This is a genomic window from Xenorhabdus sp. TS4, assembly GCF_014467265.1.
GTDB lineage: Bacteria > Pseudomonadota > Gammaproteobacteria > Enterobacterales > Enterobacteriaceae > Xenorhabdus > Xenorhabdus ehlersii.
Window position 1 is genome coordinate 94,597 of sequence record NZ_NKHQ01000011.1, and the last position, 15,118, is coordinate 109,714.

Sequence of the window (15,118 nt, forward strand, 5' to 3'; positions counted from 1 at the left end):
ATCTTTTGGAGATGTTAAGTGAATATGAGTGGCAGGCAATTTTATTGAGCTTAAAAATCTCAGCGATTGCTGTGCTATTCAGTTTGCCATTTGGGATCTTAATGGCATGGATGCTGGCTCGTTGCCAGTTTGTTGGTAAATCCCTGCTTGACAGCATTATTCATCTACCACTGGTATTACCACCAGTAGTGGTGGGATATCTGTTGCTCATCAGCATGGGGCGGCGCGGGGTCATAGGAGAATTCCTTTATGACTGGTTTGGTGTCAGTTTTGCATTTAATTGGACAGGGGCGGCATTAGCTTCGGCTGTGGTAGCTTTTCCGCTGATGGTCAGGGCCATTCGGTTGTCATTGGAAAGCATTGATCGGCGCCTGGAACAGGCTGCCCGTACTTTGGGGGCAGGTTCGTTTAAAGTCTTTTTCACCATTATTTTGCCATTGTCATTACCTGGCATCATTGTTGGTGCGGTATTGGCGTTCGCCCGTTCATTGGGAGAATTTGGTGCCACCATTACCTTTGTTTCCAATATTCCGGGGGAGACCCGAACCATTCCTCTTGCCATGTATACCTTGATAGAAACGCCAGGCGCTGAAACCGCCGCAGCCCGTTTGTGCGTCATTGCTATTGTCTTGGCACTGATTTCATTAATGCTTTCCGAGTGGTTGACACGTTGGGGCAGAAAACGTTTGGGGGCAGCATGTTAGAGCTGGATTTTGAGCAGCGCTTGGGTGAGCTGCACATGCAGGTGGATACTACTTTACCAACGGAAAGTATCACTGCCATATTTGGTCTTTCGGGGGCAGGAAAAACCTCACTGATCAATGTGATTGCGGGATTGAGCCGTCCACAAAAAGGTCGCATTGTTTTAAACGGCGCTACCTTAGTGGATACAGAGCAAAATATCTTTGTGCCACCAGAGAAGCGCCGAATTGGTTATGTTTTTCAGGATGCGCGCCTTTTCCCGCATTATCGCGTGAAGGGAAACTTACAGTACGGCATGGCACCAGAGATGAAACCCCAGTTTGACAGCATCATTGGCCTGTTGGGAATTGAACATTTACTGTCACGTTTCCCCATCACATTATCTGGTGGAGAAAGACAGAGAGTAGCGATTGGCCGTGCATTATTGACTGCTCCTGAAATCCTGCTTATGGATGAACCGCTGGCATCATTAGATTTACCGCGTAAACGCGAGTTATTACCTTATCTTGAAAAGCTGTCCGAAGACGTCAAAATCCCGATCCTTTATGTCAGTCACAGTTTGGATGAAATTTTACGTTTGGCAGAGAATGTTATTGTCATGGACAACGGAAAAATCAGGGCAACAGGAACCTTGGAAGAAGTCTGGTCGAGCAGTGCACTGCGTCCGTGGCTGCAAAAAGAGAGTCTAGGTAGCATACTGAAAGTTTCTGTGATGGAACATCATCAACGTTATCAAATGACCGCAGTTGCGGTGGCTGACAAACTTCTTTGGTTGCCACAAGTTAATGTTTCTCCAGGAACTGATCTGCGTATCCGTATTGATGCATCCGATGTTTCGTTGGTCTTGGAGCCACCAAAAGCCAGTAGCATCCGTAACACCTTGCAAGTCAAAGTCATTGAGTTTTTCGAAGATAATGGTCAGGTTGATATCAAATTAGCACTGAGTGAACATTGCCTATGGGCAAGAATTACGCCGTGGGCGCGGGAAGAGCTTAATCTGCGGGCAGGGCAATGGTTGTATGCACAGATAAAAAGTGTTTCGTTGAATCGTCACTTATAAATATATAGGACGTTATATATAGGGAGCAGAGCAGTGGACTGATTTGCTCCCGTTGGATTGAATTACAGTACGTATTTTCTCAGAACTTCAGCAATGCCGGGTTGGGTATTGTCCCGTGTGACAATATCTGCGCGTTCTTTGACGGCATCAACGCCATTACCCATCGCGACGCCCAACCCAACGTTCTCCAGCATACTGAGATCGTTATAATTATCACCAAAAGCAATCACATCTTTCATACTCATGCCTTGCGATTCCACCCATTGTTGTAACCGCATGCCTTTGCTATTGCCTTTCTTGGCGATATCAACCTGATCAAACCATGACCATTCACACTCAAGGCCAACATTTTCCTCAATTTGGTCACTAATCTCGCGCAGTTTCACTAAATTGGATGAGCTGGTGGCAAACTTCCAAATCGAATTCACATTATGGATTGCATCTTGAAAATTATCTGTTTGGTGGACATTAGGGCGCTGGTGTTCAGGCAAGGAATCCGACCATGCAAGGGTTCGGACTACAGTGTGAGGAAATTGATATAAAATGGCATCATCAACATACATCAGATGCTGAACTTCCGTGCCTTGCAGATAGGAAAGTGCTTGCGAAGCTTCTTGAGCGGAGAGTGGATTAGAGGCCAATACTTTCTTTGCATGATAATCATATGAATAAGCCCCATTGCAGCAGATGGCAGGCGTATCGAGTTGCAATGCTTGATAGAAAGGATGGATGGCGACATGATGGCGTCCGGTTACAATCAAAACTTTGATACCTGATTGGCTGGCTTCATTTAGGGCTGCCAGTGATTCTGGCAGAATACGTTTTTGTGGATCGAGCAGAGTTCCATCTAGATCCAGTGCGATAACGCGATACGACATGGGTTGGCCTCTAAGTTGTCTATGATATCAACAAAATATTATACGTTAGTTGAATATAGTTAAACCGTCATATAGGCAGTTTAGTAGTTAAGATTTTTCCAGAATCTTTACAGATCAATGAAATGGCAATGAAGCATTAAGGAGAGAACATGAAACAGGTGGTTTATACAGCCAGCCCAAATAGCCGACAAATTCACGTATGGTCGCTTAATGTGACAGGGGAACTTTCGCTTCTCCAGACCGTAAATGTGCCAGGTGAAGTACAGCCAATGGTTGTCAATCCTGATGGCAAGCACTTATATGTGGGAATTCGTCCTCAATTTAGTATCGTAACTTATGCAATTGGGGTAGATGGATGTCTTGAACAGCAAGCCATTGCACCATTGCCGGGTAGCCCAACTCATATATCCACTGACAGAACAGGGCGTTTTTTATTTTCTGTTTCTTACAGCTTCAATAACTTAAGCGTCCATCCTATTGATGAACATGGGATCGTTAAAGCACCAGGCCAAATTGTAGAAGGTTTGCAAGCGCCACACTCTGCTAATATTGATCGGGAAAATCGTCAATTGTTGGTTCCTTGTCTGAAAGAAGATCATATTCGTATTTTTAATTTGGATGAGCAGGGTTATCTGACAGAAAGCCGGACAGATGAAATTACGGCCGCAGCAGGTGCAGGCCCCCGTCATATGGCATTCCATCCGGAAAAACAGGCCACCTATTGCATTAATGAATTGGATTCAACTGTTGATGTTCTGCGTCAATGGGAAAAATATCGTATTGTGCAATCAATTGATTCGTTACCAACAGATTTTTCCAACGTTCGTTGGTCGGCTGATATTCACATTACACCGGATGGTCGGCACCTTTATACCAGTGAGCGTTCAGAGAGCCTGATCAGCCATTTCCGCGTTTCAGAAGATGGTTATCACCTGACATTAGTCGGGCATTATCCGACAGAGACTCAGCCTCGTGGTTTTGCCATTGATCACAGTGGTCGTTTCCTGATTGCATCGGGGCAGAAATCGGACCATATTTCAGTATCGCGTATTGACAAATATTCGGGGGAATTAACGCAACTGGCGCGCTATCCGGTTGGCAAAGGCCCGATGTGGGTGACGGTATTGTCACTATAAACTTAGGATTCCAGTCACATAGCAACCTATGTGACTGGAGAATACGCCTTTGCCACTTAAGATAAAAAATTAATAAAATTTATTGATGTTGGATCAAATTAAAAGTTCCGATACCAGATAAAACAATAGGATATGTGATTAATATGTGATTCTGTTGTACAGAATATAAATCTCCCAAATAAACATTTCCTTTTAAAAGACGTAATATAATATTTCTTGGATAAATATAAAGTTGAATATTTAATGGAGTGTTGATAATGGAATAAGGATATTTTACGACGCCGCCAAGATGAATATTATTAAAATTCAATAGTGGTGTATTATATCCTCCCTGAATATAGCCATTGAAATTGGTTTTTTTACCTATATTTGGTTGATGTCCAATGATGGCAGGGTAAGAAGATACCTGTATAAAGGGATAACTGCCATATTGATGATATGTGTTAATGTTAAAATGCCCACTGATAAATTCTGTTTGTTGCAGGGCAGAGCTGGTTAATGAATCTGGTTTGACAGTTTCTGCAAACAGATGGGCTAATTCAGGCTTTTCTTTTGCCAGATTTTCATAATGTAAAATTTCTTGTTCATACCTGTTTTTAGATAGTTCAAATACATCTTGCATTTCTTCATTAGAAGGTGTGATTAAATTTTCTGTATTCATGATATTTTCCTCTTTATTTAAATAAGTGTGGTGACGTCATGAATATACCAAATAATTTATTTTTAGGTGATGTAATAGCCTCTGTTTTGGTAATTAATATTTGTCAGTGATTGACGTTTGGAAATGAATTTTATTCCAGTCATATAATGAGATATATGACTGGATATATTCTTATTTAATTTATTGCATCAGTAATTGCCTTTATCAGTCTTGCTAGCTGTTCTGTTTGAATAATATAAGGTGGCATCAGGTAAATTAACCGACCAAATGGCCTGATCCATACACCATGTTGAACAAAATGGCGTTGCAATGAAGCGACATTTACGGGCTGTTTCATTTCAACCACACCTATCGCGCCCAACACCCGAACATCTTTGACTAAACTGTGTGATTTGAGGGGAAATAGTTCTGCTTTTAATTGAGTTTCAATTGATTGAATACGCTGTTGCCACGGGCTATCAGCGAGCAATTTCAGATTGGCACTGGCGACGGCACAAGCCAGAGGATTTCCCATAAAAGTTGGGCCATGCATAAAACAGCCCGCTTCACCTTGGCTGATAGTTTCAGCAACGTGGCGGGTAGTCAGTGTTGCGGACAATGTCATATATCCCCCCGTCAATGCCTTGCCTAAGCACAATATATCGGGTTCGATCTGTGCATGTTCACAGGCGAATAGCTTGCCAGTCCGTCCAAATCCGGTCGCTATCTCATCTGCAATTAACAATATCTGATATTCATTACAAAGCTGACGAACCTGGCGTAGATATTCAGGATGATAAATCCGCATCCCGCCAGCACCCTGAACAATAGGCTCTAAAATCACAGCGGCTATTTCATCATGATATTGCAGCAATAATCGTTTTAAAGAATCGATATCCTCTGCTTGCCATTCATCATCAAACTGGCATTGCGGAGCATCGGCAAACAGATGATTGGGGAGATGGCCTTTGTACAGATTATGCATGGAGTTGTCTGGATCGCAGACAGACATGGCTCCAAAAGTATCACCATGATAACCATGACGCAGGGTCAGGAAACGATGGCGTTTTTTCCTTTTGGCTTGCCAATATTGCAATGCCATTTTCAGGGCGACTTCTACAGCGACAGAGCCTGAATCCGCCAAAAAAACACACTCCAAAGAATCAGGTGTCATTGCCACCAATTGTTTGCACAGTGCAATCGCGGGAGGGTGAGTTATGCCACCGAACATAACATGGGACATCTTATCGATTTGTGATTTTGCTGCCTCATTGAGGGCAGGATGATTATAACCGTGGATAGCCGCCCACCATGAAGACATACCATCAATCAATGTACGCCCGTCTGATAAAACCAGCTCTACACCTGTGGCTGATACGACAGGATAAGTGGGAAGTGGATCCGTCATTGAGGTATACGGATGCCAAATATGGCGCTGGTCAAATTCAAGATCTGAAGGAGTCATAATAACTTTGATGTAAACCTTTTTTGGTTCATTTTGGTTGACATGATAACGGGGTTATTTAAACTGACAACATTTTTTACATCGGAGATGTTATTGTGAGCGAGCGTCAACAATGGACAATTAGACAAACACAGGCGTTGTTTGATAAACCTTTTTTTGAATTATTATTTCAGGCACAACAGGTACATCGCGAACATTTTGACCCACAACAAGTACAGGTCAGTACACTGCTTTCGATAAAGACGGGGGCTTGTCCAGAAGACTGTAAATATTGTCCACAAAGTTCCCGTTACAAAACTGGCTTAGAAAAAGAGCGGTTGATGGAAGTGGAAAAAGTTATTGAATCAGCGTACAAAGCGAAAAATGCGGGCTCAACCCGTTTCTGCATGGGGGCGGCCTGGAAAAACCCGCATGAACGTGACATGCCGTATTTGGAAAAAATGGTCAGGGAAGTCAAGGCATTGGGAATGGAAACCTGTATGACGTTGGGAATGCTGAACCAATCTCAGGCACAGCGTTTGGCGGAGGCAGGTCTGGACTATTACAACCATAACCTGGACACCTCGCCAGAATTTTACGGCAATATCATCACCACTCGCAGTTATCAGGACAGACTGGACACTTTAGGTAATATCCGAAATGCAGGTATTAAAGTCTGCTCCGGCGGTATCGTTGGTTTGGGTGAGCAAATTCGCGATCGGGCAGCATTATTGGTGCAATTGGCAAACCTACCTAAGCCGCCGGAAAGTGTACCAATTAATATGCTGGTAAAAGTCAAAGGAACACCACTGGAAGACAATGAAGATGTCGATCCTTTTGATTTTATTCGTACCATTGCTGTGGCACGGATCATGATGCCAAAATCTCACGTCCGCTTATCCGCAGGACGTGAACAGATGAATGAACAAACCCAGGCACTGTGCTTTATGGCAGGGGCTAACTCTATTTTCTACGGTTGTAAATTGTTGACCACACCAAACCCGGATGAAGATAAAGATTTGCAACTGTTCCGCCGTTTGGGTATCAATCCTCAACAGACAAAGACGGCATTTGGTGACAATCAACAACAGCAAAATTTGACAGAAGCCATCATTCATGATGCTGATAACGAACAATTCTATAATGCGGCAATATGATGAGTTGGTCAGACTTTCTCTCCCGACGTTTGGCCAAACGTCAGGGCACCCCGCTATGGCGTAACAGGCAAGTCCATTACGGATCTGATGGACGTTTATTGTCCACTTCGGACGGCCAATATCTTAATTTTTCCAGTAACGATTATCTTGGGCTGAGCCAACATCCCCAGATTATTGCTGCCTGGCAGCAAGGCGCCCAGCAATATGGTGTAGGCAGTGGCGGTTCAGGGCATGTTACGGGCTACACTGCGGCACATCATACTCTGGAGCAACAATTGGCTGAATGGTTGGGATACCCTTGCGCTTTACTTTTCATTTCCGGTTATGCCGCTAATCAGGGGGTGATTACGGCCTTGATGGAAAGGGAAGATCGCATTATTGCTGATCGCCTGAGCCATGCGTCGTTGCTCGAAGCAGCAATGCACTCTCCTGCACAACTTCGGCGTTTTTTGCACAATGATATGGGATCTTTGCAGCAACATTTGACAAAAGCGTGTCTCGGTAAAACGCTGGTGGTCACGGAAGGGGTTTTTAGCATGGATGGAGATTATGCACCACTTAACGTTATTGCACAGCAAGCGAAATCGACGGCAAGTTGGTTGATGGTGGATGATGCTCACGGTATCGGCATTCACGGTGATGAAGGGCGCGGCAGTTGCTGGATGCAAAATGTTAAACCGGAGATTCTGATTGTCACTTTTGGCAAGGCATTTGGATTGAGTGGAGCTGCAATTTTATGCGATGAACAAACCGCAGAATACCTGCTCCAATATGCCAGGCATCTGATTTACAGCACCTCAATGCCACCTGCGCAGGCAGTGGCCCTGTCCGAAGCAGTACGACAAATCAGGGCTGGGGATGAATTGCGTCAGCGGTTGCAAAGCAACATCCGTTATTTTTGTCGCGAAGCACAGCATCTGCCTTTTGTATTGATGAATTCAGAAACGGCCATTCAGCCGTTGATCGTTGGTGACAATGAGCGTTGTACCGCACTGTCTTATGTACTTAAGCAACAAAAAGTGTGGGTTAAAGCGATACTTCCACCCACTGTTCCCACTGACAGTGCGCGATTGCGTATTACATTGACAGCAAACCATACCCGACACGACATTGATGCATTACTGGAGGCGTTGCATGGCTCTGGTTGTTAAAGCCGTTGACAAGGAAGCGATCGCCGGTGCTTTTGGACGTGCGGCTGCCAAATATGACACTGTGGCTAAGTTGCAACAGCAAACCGGTGAGTATTTGATGGGATTGGCACAAGCGGAAGATATCGGTATGCGGGTATTGGATGCAGGGTGCGGAACCGGTTTTTTCAGTGCTCGTTGGAAACAGCAGGGTAAACAAGTTATCGCACTGGATCTGGCTTCCGGTATGTTGGGCCAGGCAAAAGGGCAGCACGTTGCTGATTATTATTTGCAAGGAGATATTGAACATTTGGGGTTAGCGGATAACAGCGTCGACATCTGTTTCAGCAACCTGGTGGTACAATGGTGCAATGATTTGTCATGTGCGTTGCGCGAATTTTATCGTGTTACCCGTCCCGGTGGGCTGATTGTATTTTCCACGCTTGCACAGGGTTCACTGAATGAATTAGCAACTGCGTGGGCGCGAGTGGATGATTATCGGCATATTAATCAATTTCTGCCATTGCAAATAATTATCCAGGCATGTCAACCCTATCGACATAAAGTTATTGATCGGAAATATTACCAGCGCTATCCACAACTGTTGCCCTTACTGAATTCTCTAAAAGGGATTGGTGCAACACACCTTCATCATGGTCGTCAGCAGGGATTGATGACGAGAAAACGTCTAAATACCCTTGCAGAAGCATACCCGCGAAACAATGGGGATTACCCATTAAGCTATCAAATTGTTTTTGGAGTCATTTATTGTGACAAGTAAATATTTTCTTACAGGAACTGATACTGAAGTAGGTAAAACAGTGGTGAGTTGTGCTCTGCTGCAAGCTGCTAATAAGAAGGGATATTTGACTGCCGGTTATAAACCTGTGGCATCAGGAAGTAAAATGACATCAGAAGGAATTCGTAATAGTGATGCACTGGCCTTACAGCGTAATAGCACGGTGTCACTAACTTATCAGGAAGTGAATCCTCTGGTATTTATGGAACCGACATCGCCACACATTGTAAGTGCGGAACTTAATCAACCAATAGATTTTTCCGTTTTATCGGAAGGTTTGGCTGTACTGGTAAAAAAATCTGACTGGGTTTTGGTTGAGGGCGCAGGAGGATGGTATACGCCATTATCGGAAAATACGACTTTTGCCGATTGGGTGATCCAGGAGAATTTACCGGTAATTTTGACAGTTGGTGTCAAATTGGGCTGTATCAACCATGCTGTATTAACCGCAAAGGCAATTCAGTATGCTGGACTAAAGTTAGCAGGCTGGGTTGCCAATGAAATTGAACCAGCCGGCAAGCATCAGGTTGCCTATCTGGAGACACTGGAGCGCATGATCCCCGCACCTTTACTAGGCGTTATTCCTCATCTGAGTGGATCATATGATAAAAATAACCTAGGAAAATATATTACTATTGATTCTTTGGTTAACTAATTGTTTACTTTGGGTTAGTTAAAATTGATGTTTAGAGCTGTTCTTTAATCGATGTTCTTACGTAGAAGATGTTTTATTTCAACAACGATTGAGCCAATTTTGATCAACAAATAGCGTGAGTCAATCCCAAAGCAGCATAAAAATATTCCACTATTGAAAAAATTTATAAGTGGGGATAACTCCGCAACTACCCATGCTTAATAGGTTTTGCTGAGTTATCCACTATTCCTGTGGATAACCTTGTGTATTAGTTTTAGAAAAGTATCCTCGTGCAAGGCAATACGCGGCTTGCGCCAGATTTGTTGTTATTCTCTACTTGGATTTTTTTATAATCAAAATCAATACGTTAAATAAAATCAAATCCTTTTTGTATCTCTTTGCTATTCAGTGCTTTATCATTTCAGTCATTAATACAAAAATAGAAAAAAGTAAGATCATTATCTGGGGATAAAAATAGCCACCTTTAATGTTAATGAAAGGTTAAAATTATAAGATTAATAACATCCGAGCAATAACATTATTTTGCCAACTTACTTGAAGCTGGTTTTTTATCCAGTATGATAAAAAGAATTTTGTCGATGTATGGATGGCGTGGGGAAAATGAGCAAAGAAATAAATAAGGTATTTAAGTTACATTCTGATTTTAAGCCGGCAGGCGATCAGCCATCGGCCATCAGGCAGTTACAGGAAGGACTGGAAGATGGACTGGCCCATCAAACCCTTCTGGGAGTTACGGGATCGGGTAAAACTTTCACGATTGCCAATGTTATCGCAAACTTAAATCGACCCACTATGATCCTTGCCCCCAATAAAACACTGGCGGCACAGCTCTATAGTGAAATGAAAGCGTTTTTCCCTGAGAATGCAGTGGAGTATTTTGTTTCCTATTACGATTATTACCAACCAGAAGCCTATGTACCCAGTTCCGATACCTTTATTGAAAAAGATGCGTCAGTGAATGAACATATTGAACAGATGCGGCTGTCCGCAACGAAAGCCTTGCTGGAACGTCGTGATGTCGTCGTCGTGGCTTCTGTCTCTGCGATTTACGGTTTAGGTGATCCTGATAGTTATTTGAAAATGATGCTTCATTTAACTGAGGGCATGTTAATTGACCAGCGTGCCATCTTGCGTCGTTTAGCGGAACTGCAATATACCCGTAATGATCAGGCATTCCAGCGCGGAACATTTCGGGTACGTGGTGAAGTCATCGATATTTTCCCCGCAGAATCGGATGAACGTGCTTTGCGCGTAGAATTGTTTGATGATGAAGTCGAACGCCTGTCCCAGTTTGATCCGCTGACGGGACAGGTCGAGTACCATGTGCCGCGTTATACCATCTATCCCAAGACCCATTATGTTACACCGCGTGAACGTATCCTTCAGGCGATGGAGGAGATCAAGATTGAGCTGGAACAACGGCGCAAGATTTTGTTAGCGTCAGACAAGCTATTGGAAGAACAGCGTGTCACCCAGCGAACACAATTCGATCTCGAAATGATGAATGAATTGGGCTACTGCTCTGGTATTGAAAACTACTCCCGTTATCTGTCTGGACGTTCTGCTGGTGATCCCCCCCCAACGCTGTTTGATTACCTGCCGGCAGATGGTTTGCTGGTGGTGGATGAATCCCACGTCACTATTCCACAGATTGGTGGAATGTACCGAGGGGATCGCTCACGCAAGGAAACATTGGTGGAATATGGCTTCCGTTTGCCGTCAGCGCTGGATAACCGCCCGTTGCGGTTTGAGGAATTTGAGGCCCTGGCTCCGCAGAGCATTTATGTTTCAGCCACGCCCGGCAATTATGAATTAGAAAAATCTGGCCACGAAGTTGTTGAGCAAGTTGTGCGTCCAACGGGGTTAATTGACCCTGAAGTTGAAGTTCGACCGGTGGCAACTCAGGTCGATGATCTGCTGTCTGAAATTCGTATCCGTGCGGTAAACAATGAGCGAGTGTTGGTCACAACCTTAACCAAACGCATGGCGGAAGACTTGACTGAGTATTTGGAAGAGCATGGCGAGCGAGTGCGTTATCTCCATTCTGACATTGATACCGTAGAGCGAGTGGAAATTATCCGTGATCTTCGTCTTGGTGAATTTGATGTTTTGGTTGGTATCAATTTATTGCGTGAAGGCCTGGATATGCCGGAAGTTTCCCTCGTGGCAATTTTGGACGCAGATAAAGAAGGTTTCCTTCGTTCAGAACGCTCCTTGATCCAGACCATTGGTCGTGCAGCACGTAACCTGCATGGTAAGGCCATTTTATATGGTGACAAAATTACGAATTCGATGGCAAGGGCTATTGAAGAAACAGAACGCCGTCGCGCCAAACAGCAGGCATTTAACCAAGAGCACGGCATCGTTCCGCAAGGTTTGAAGAAAAAAATTGGTGATATCCTGAAAATTGGTCAGCCGATTAATGGCAAAGGGAAGGCCAAAGGAAAAAGTAAAGTTACCTTGGATACAGATGATTACCGCAACCTGTCGGCGAAAGAGCTGGAGAGAAAAATCCGTGTGCTGGAAGAGAAAATGTACCAACATGCACGGGATCTCGAATTTGAACAAGCAGCCAATATTCGTGACCAGGTTCAGGCATTGCGGGCGCAATTTATTACCAATTCCTGAAAATGTATATCCGTGTCTATGTGATTCATCGTGACTTGTTAACTGGTCTTTTGGAGGGATTATGGCTGCTATTATTTTGAGTGACATGAGGGCCAGTGTTAGTGAGTTAAAACGTAACCCCATGGCGATTGTCAGTGCTGGAGGGGGCTCTCCAGTTGCTATATTGAATAGAAATCAACCTGCATTTTATTGTGTTCCTGCGGAACTGTATGAAAAAATGTTGGATGCTTTGGATGATCGGGAATTAGTCAAGATAGTGCAGGAGCGTGAAAATCAGCCTCTAATTGATGTGGATTTGGATCAGTATTGATGATTTATACGGTCAAATTTAGGGAAGATGCTGCAAAAGAGTGGGCTAGACTGGATAGCACTATATTCCGCGACAATTTGTTAAGAAACTAAAGAAGTTATGTGAAAATCCACATATTCCTTCTCTTAAACTCAGTGGAATGCCCAATTGTTATAAAGTAAAATTACGTGCTTCTGGTTTTAGGCTTGTTTATCAGGTCATTGATGATAAATTAATTACTATTTAACATGATTAATGATGGATAACAGTATTTATCATAAATAAAGACAAACCCCATTATTTTAAATAGAGTTTGTCAGTGGATTGAAATGCTAACCCAATTTTTGCAGAGTATGCTCAATTGCCTGGCGCAATAATTCACGATCGTGACGGTAAGGGATATCCTGCGCTTCCAAAACCTGTTGTGTCACAATGCGGTCACTGAAAGGGCTGATATCGGTACGCGGGCCGACAATCAGCGCATTAATCATCTTGCGACCAATCTTATTCTCCATGATGGTAAGTTTATCTTTTAATGATAGATTGGCAGCAGCGTGACTAAGTTCTTTCCCTAAGTTACCGATATAAATCATGTTTGCATTACTGCGTCGTAAGGATTGTGTTAAATCCTCCAATAGCAACAACGGCATTAGGCTGGTGAAAAAGCTGCCTGGGCCGATCAAAATCAAATCTGCTTGCTCAATAGCATCCAGTGCTTCTTTAGTGGCATTGACGTGAGGGTAAAGCAATAGTTCTTGTGGTACACAATTAAGTTGATCGATATTCACTTCACCATACACAGTATTGCCTTGCTCATCGACAGCCATTAAATCAACCGGTTGTTCTGACATAGGAATCAACTGTGCATTGACTTTCAGTAAATTGCGGAGCAGGTTAATTGCCTCAAGAGGACGGACACTTAAATGATCAAGGGCTTTCAACATTAAGTTGCCTAAATTATGTCCAGATAATTCGCCATTGCCACTGAACCGATATTCAAACATGGCAGAAGCAATGGTCGGTTCCGTGATTAACTGATTCAGACAATTGCGCATATCTCCCCATGCAATCCCGCCTTCCGAGCGCCGTATTCTACCAGTTGAACCCCCATTATCCGTTGTCGTTACAATTCCTGTCAGGCGTGCTCCGAGAGAAGAAAGGGAAGACATAACGCGTCCGAGTCCATGACCGCCGCCGAGGGCGACAACGCGATCCAAATCAGCTAATGTGCGATTTCGCATAGGATTCCTGTTATTGGCTAAACATAGGGGCTTTAATAAATCTCGTGTAATTTATCACAAAATATGATGCTTCCAGAAATTGATGCGATGCTATGCGATCATTGCGAATAGATAGCCTGGAAACACTGTAGGGCGCTGATGTTATCGCGTTTAGTTAACTCGTTGTATAATAAGGTATATATCGGATCAGGAATTAGCTTTTTATTTTAGGTTCATATAAAATTTAACTGATATTAACCCCTAGCCTCTGTGTCTAAGTCGCTGTTCTATCAAATGGATATCACATTGATATGATGCTCTGGCCGTGGCTCCTGAGTCACCAGGATGCAAGGTAGAAATGCCAGCATCTCCCGTACTTGGAAGGTGTTATTGTGGAACAACTCGTAGATGCATTCTCGCGCAAGTTCTATTACTTGAGATTGTCTATTACCGATGTGTGTAACTTCCGTTGCACATATTGCCTGCCTGATGGATACCGGCCTCATGGCCATAAATCATTCCTTTCCCTGCCAGAAATTCGTCGGGTTAGCCGGGCATTTGCTGAACTTGGCACAGAAAAAATTCGTTTAACTGGAGGAGAACCAACCATGCGCCGTGATTTCTGCGACATCATCGCTGCGGTTCATGAAAATCCACAAATCAAAAAAATTGCTGTCACAACGAATGGTTACCGTATGGAGCGGGATGTTTCTCAATGGAAATTGGCTGGCCTGACAGTGATTAATGTGAGTGTTGATAGTTTGGATCCCCGCCAATTTTACGCTATTACCGGACAAGATAAATTTTTCCAGATTATGCGTGGCATTGACGCGGCTTTTGAGGCGGGGTTCAACACAGTGAAAGTCAATGTCGTGTTGATGAAGAATGTGAATGATACCAACCTGCCAGCCTTTCTTGATTGGATTAAACATCGTCCTATCCAGTTGCGTTTTATTGAATTGATGGAAACGGGGGAAGGTCGTGCCATTTTTTATCGTCATCATCTTTCTGGAGAAGTGATCCGCCGCAAACTGCTACAACAGGGATGGCAACAACAGCAACGTGCGCGAAGTGATGGGCCGGCGCAAGTTTTTCGTCATCCCGATTCTCAGGGAGAAATTGGCCTTATCATGCCGTATGAAAAAGACTTTTGCCAAAGCTGCAACCGTCTGAGGGTATCAGCAATTGGCAATCTGCATTTGTGCTTATTTGGTGAACAGGGTATTCCATTGCGTGATTTATTGTCTGATAACGTATCGCTTGATGCCCTGAAACTACGTATTCAAGGTGGGTTGCACCATAAGCGTGAAACTCACTTTTTACATCAAGGAGACAGCGGGATCACTCCTAATCTTTCTTTTATTGGCGGTTAGCCTGTATTTT

14 protein-coding genes, 1 pseudogene and 1 riboswitch are annotated in these 15,118 nt (G+C 43.7%); of the genes and pseudogenes, 11 read left to right on the forward strand and 4 right to left on the reverse strand.

The genetic code is table 11. The features are described 5' to 3' along the window. Positions 1–11 precede the first annotated feature (11 nt). Together modB and modC are read left to right on the forward strand one after the other, a co-directional pair. Positions 12–704 carry a molybdate ABC transporter permease subunit gene (modB, locus tag Xets_RS28090; protein WP_099131163.1) on the forward strand — a complete coding sequence of 231 codons (693 nt, stop codon included), beginning with the start codon at positions 12–14 and terminating at the stop codon, positions 702–704. Beyond that, entirely contained in the window at positions 698–1,762 is a 1,065-nt protein-coding gene (modC, locus tag Xets_RS28095) for a molybdenum ABC transporter ATP-binding protein ModC (RefSeq protein WP_187651107.1), read from the forward strand. Before modB ends, modC begins: the two co-directional genes overlap by 7 nt. Before the next feature lie 62 nt (positions 1,763–1,824). On the opposite strand, the gene Xets_RS28100 is transcribed toward modC, so the two are convergent. Beyond that, positions 1,825–2,640 (reverse strand): pyridoxal phosphatase, encoded by an 816-nt coding sequence (locus Xets_RS28100; RefSeq protein WP_099131165.1) that lies wholly within the window; start codon positions 2,638–2,640, stop codon positions 1,825–1,827. Between the two features lie 149 nt (positions 2,641–2,789). On the opposite strand from Xets_RS28100, the gene pgl reads away from it, so the two are divergent. Further along, the gene (gene pgl, locus Xets_RS28105) at positions 2,790–3,776 is read left to right on the forward strand and encodes a 6-phosphogluconolactonase (protein ID WP_187651106.1); all 987 of its coding nucleotides are present in this window, start codon (positions 2,790–2,792) and stop codon (positions 3,774–3,776) included. Positions 3,777–3,855: 79 nt separating this feature from the next. Here pgl and Xets_RS28110 read toward each other — a convergent pair whose 3' ends face one another. Together Xets_RS28110 and bioA are read right to left on the reverse strand one after the other, a co-directional pair. Next, positions 3,856–4,437 (reverse strand): hypothetical protein, encoded by a 582-nt coding sequence (locus Xets_RS28110; protein WP_187651105.1) that lies wholly within the window; start codon positions 4,435–4,437, stop codon positions 3,856–3,858. A gap of 175 nt (positions 4,438–4,612) precedes the next feature. Then, the gene (gene bioA / locus Xets_RS28115) at positions 4,613–5,881 is read right to left on the reverse strand and encodes an adenosylmethionine--8-amino-7-oxononanoate transaminase (protein WP_187651104.1); all 1,269 of its coding nucleotides are present in this window, start codon (positions 5,879–5,881) and stop codon (positions 4,613–4,615) included. A gap of 95 nt (positions 5,882–5,976) precedes the next feature. Between bioA and bioB the strand changes: the two genes are divergently transcribed. The 7 genes and pseudogenes from bioB to Xets_RS28150 all read left to right on the forward strand — a co-directional run. Continuing rightward, entirely contained in the window at positions 5,977–7,017 is a 1,041-nt protein-coding gene (bioB, locus tag Xets_RS28120) for a biotin synthase BioB (protein ID WP_099131169.1), read from the forward strand. Beyond that, positions 7,017–8,168: an 8-amino-7-oxononanoate synthase gene (gene bioF / locus Xets_RS28125; protein ID WP_187651138.1), complete on the forward strand. Its 1,152-nt coding sequence runs from the start codon at positions 7,017–7,019 to the stop codon at positions 8,166–8,168. Before bioB ends, bioF begins: the two co-directional genes overlap by 1 nt. Then, a complete protein-coding gene (gene bioC / locus Xets_RS28130; RefSeq protein WP_099131171.1) occupies positions 8,152–8,925 on the forward strand; it encodes a malonyl-ACP O-methyltransferase BioC in 774 nt (257 codons plus the stop codon). Before bioF ends, bioC begins: the two co-directional genes overlap by 17 nt. Further along, positions 8,915–9,598 carry a dethiobiotin synthase gene (bioD, locus tag Xets_RS28135; protein ID WP_099131172.1) on the forward strand — a complete coding sequence of 228 codons (684 nt, stop codon included), beginning with the start codon at positions 8,915–8,917 and terminating at the stop codon, positions 9,596–9,598. The genes bioC and bioD overlap by 11 nt, the downstream gene beginning before the upstream one ends. 612 nt (positions 9,599–10,210) lie before the next feature. Beyond that, positions 10,211–12,226 (forward strand): excinuclease ABC subunit UvrB, encoded by a 2,016-nt coding sequence (gene uvrB, locus Xets_RS28140; protein WP_099131217.1) that lies wholly within the window; start codon positions 10,211–10,213, stop codon positions 12,224–12,226. Between the two features lie 61 nt (positions 12,227–12,287). Further along, positions 12,288–12,536 carry a type II toxin-antitoxin system Phd/YefM family antitoxin gene (locus Xets_RS28145; protein ID WP_099131173.1) on the forward strand — a complete coding sequence of 83 codons (249 nt, stop codon included), beginning with the start codon at positions 12,288–12,290 and terminating at the stop codon, positions 12,534–12,536. Beyond that, positions 12,536–12,753 (forward strand): annotated as a pseudogene (locus tag Xets_RS28150) (type II toxin-antitoxin system RelE/ParE family toxin); the annotation flags it as partial. The gene Xets_RS28145 and the pseudogene Xets_RS28150, both read left to right, overlap by 1 nt. A gap of 94 nt (positions 12,754–12,847) precedes the next feature. Here Xets_RS28150 and yvcK read toward each other — a convergent pair. After that, complete coding sequence (gene yvcK, locus Xets_RS28155) at positions 12,848–13,756, reverse strand: uridine diphosphate-N-acetylglucosamine-binding protein YvcK (RefSeq protein WP_099131174.1); 909 nt, start codon at positions 13,754–13,756, stop codon at positions 12,848–12,850. 225 nt (positions 13,757–13,981) lie between these two features. Next, positions 13,982–14,138: riboswitch (molybdenum cofactor riboswitch) on the forward strand. On the opposite strand from yvcK, the gene moaA reads away from it, so the two are divergent. After that, positions 14,125–15,108 (forward strand): GTP 3',8-cyclase MoaA, encoded by a 984-nt coding sequence (moaA, locus tag Xets_RS28160; protein ID WP_187651137.1) that lies wholly within the window; start codon positions 14,125–14,127, stop codon positions 15,106–15,108. (Overlaps the previous riboswitch by 14 nt.) The last annotated feature ends 10 nt before the right edge of the window (positions 15,109–15,118 follow it).

Excerpts from the sequence above, each read along its gene's own strand:
- modB (WP_099131163.1), top strand. The coding sequence starts at position 12 with ATGTTAAGTGAATATGAGTGGCAGGCAATTTTATTGAGCTTAAAAATC.
- modC (WP_187651107.1), top strand. The coding sequence starts at position 698 with ATGTTAGAGCTGGATTTTGAGCAGCGCTTGGGTGAGCTGCACATGCAG.
- Xets_RS28100 (WP_099131165.1), bottom strand. The coding sequence starts at position 2,640 with ATGTCGTATCGCGTTATCGCACTGGATCTAGATGGAACTCTGCTCGAT.
- pgl (WP_187651106.1), top strand. The coding sequence starts at position 2,790 with ATGAAACAGGTGGTTTATACAGCCAGCCCAAATAGCCGACAAATTCAC.
- Xets_RS28110 (WP_187651105.1), bottom strand. The coding sequence starts at position 4,437 with ATGAATACAGAAAATTTAATCACACCTTCTAATGAAGAAATGCAAGAT.
- bioA (WP_187651104.1), bottom strand. The coding sequence starts at position 5,881 with ATGACTCCTTCAGATCTTGAATTTGACCAGCGCCATATTTGGCATCCG.
- bioF (WP_187651138.1), top strand. The coding sequence starts at position 7,017 with ATGAGTTGGTCAGACTTTCTCTCCCGACGTTTGGCCAAACGTCAGGGC.
- bioC (WP_099131171.1), top strand. The coding sequence starts at position 8,152 with ATGGCTCTGGTTGTTAAAGCCGTTGACAAGGAAGCGATCGCCGGTGCT.
- Xets_RS28145 (WP_099131173.1), top strand. The coding sequence starts at position 12,288 with ATGGCTGCTATTATTTTGAGTGACATGAGGGCCAGTGTTAGTGAGTTA.
- yvcK (WP_099131174.1), bottom strand. The coding sequence starts at position 13,756 with ATGCGAAATCGCACATTAGCTGATTTGGATCGCGTTGTCGCCCTCGGC.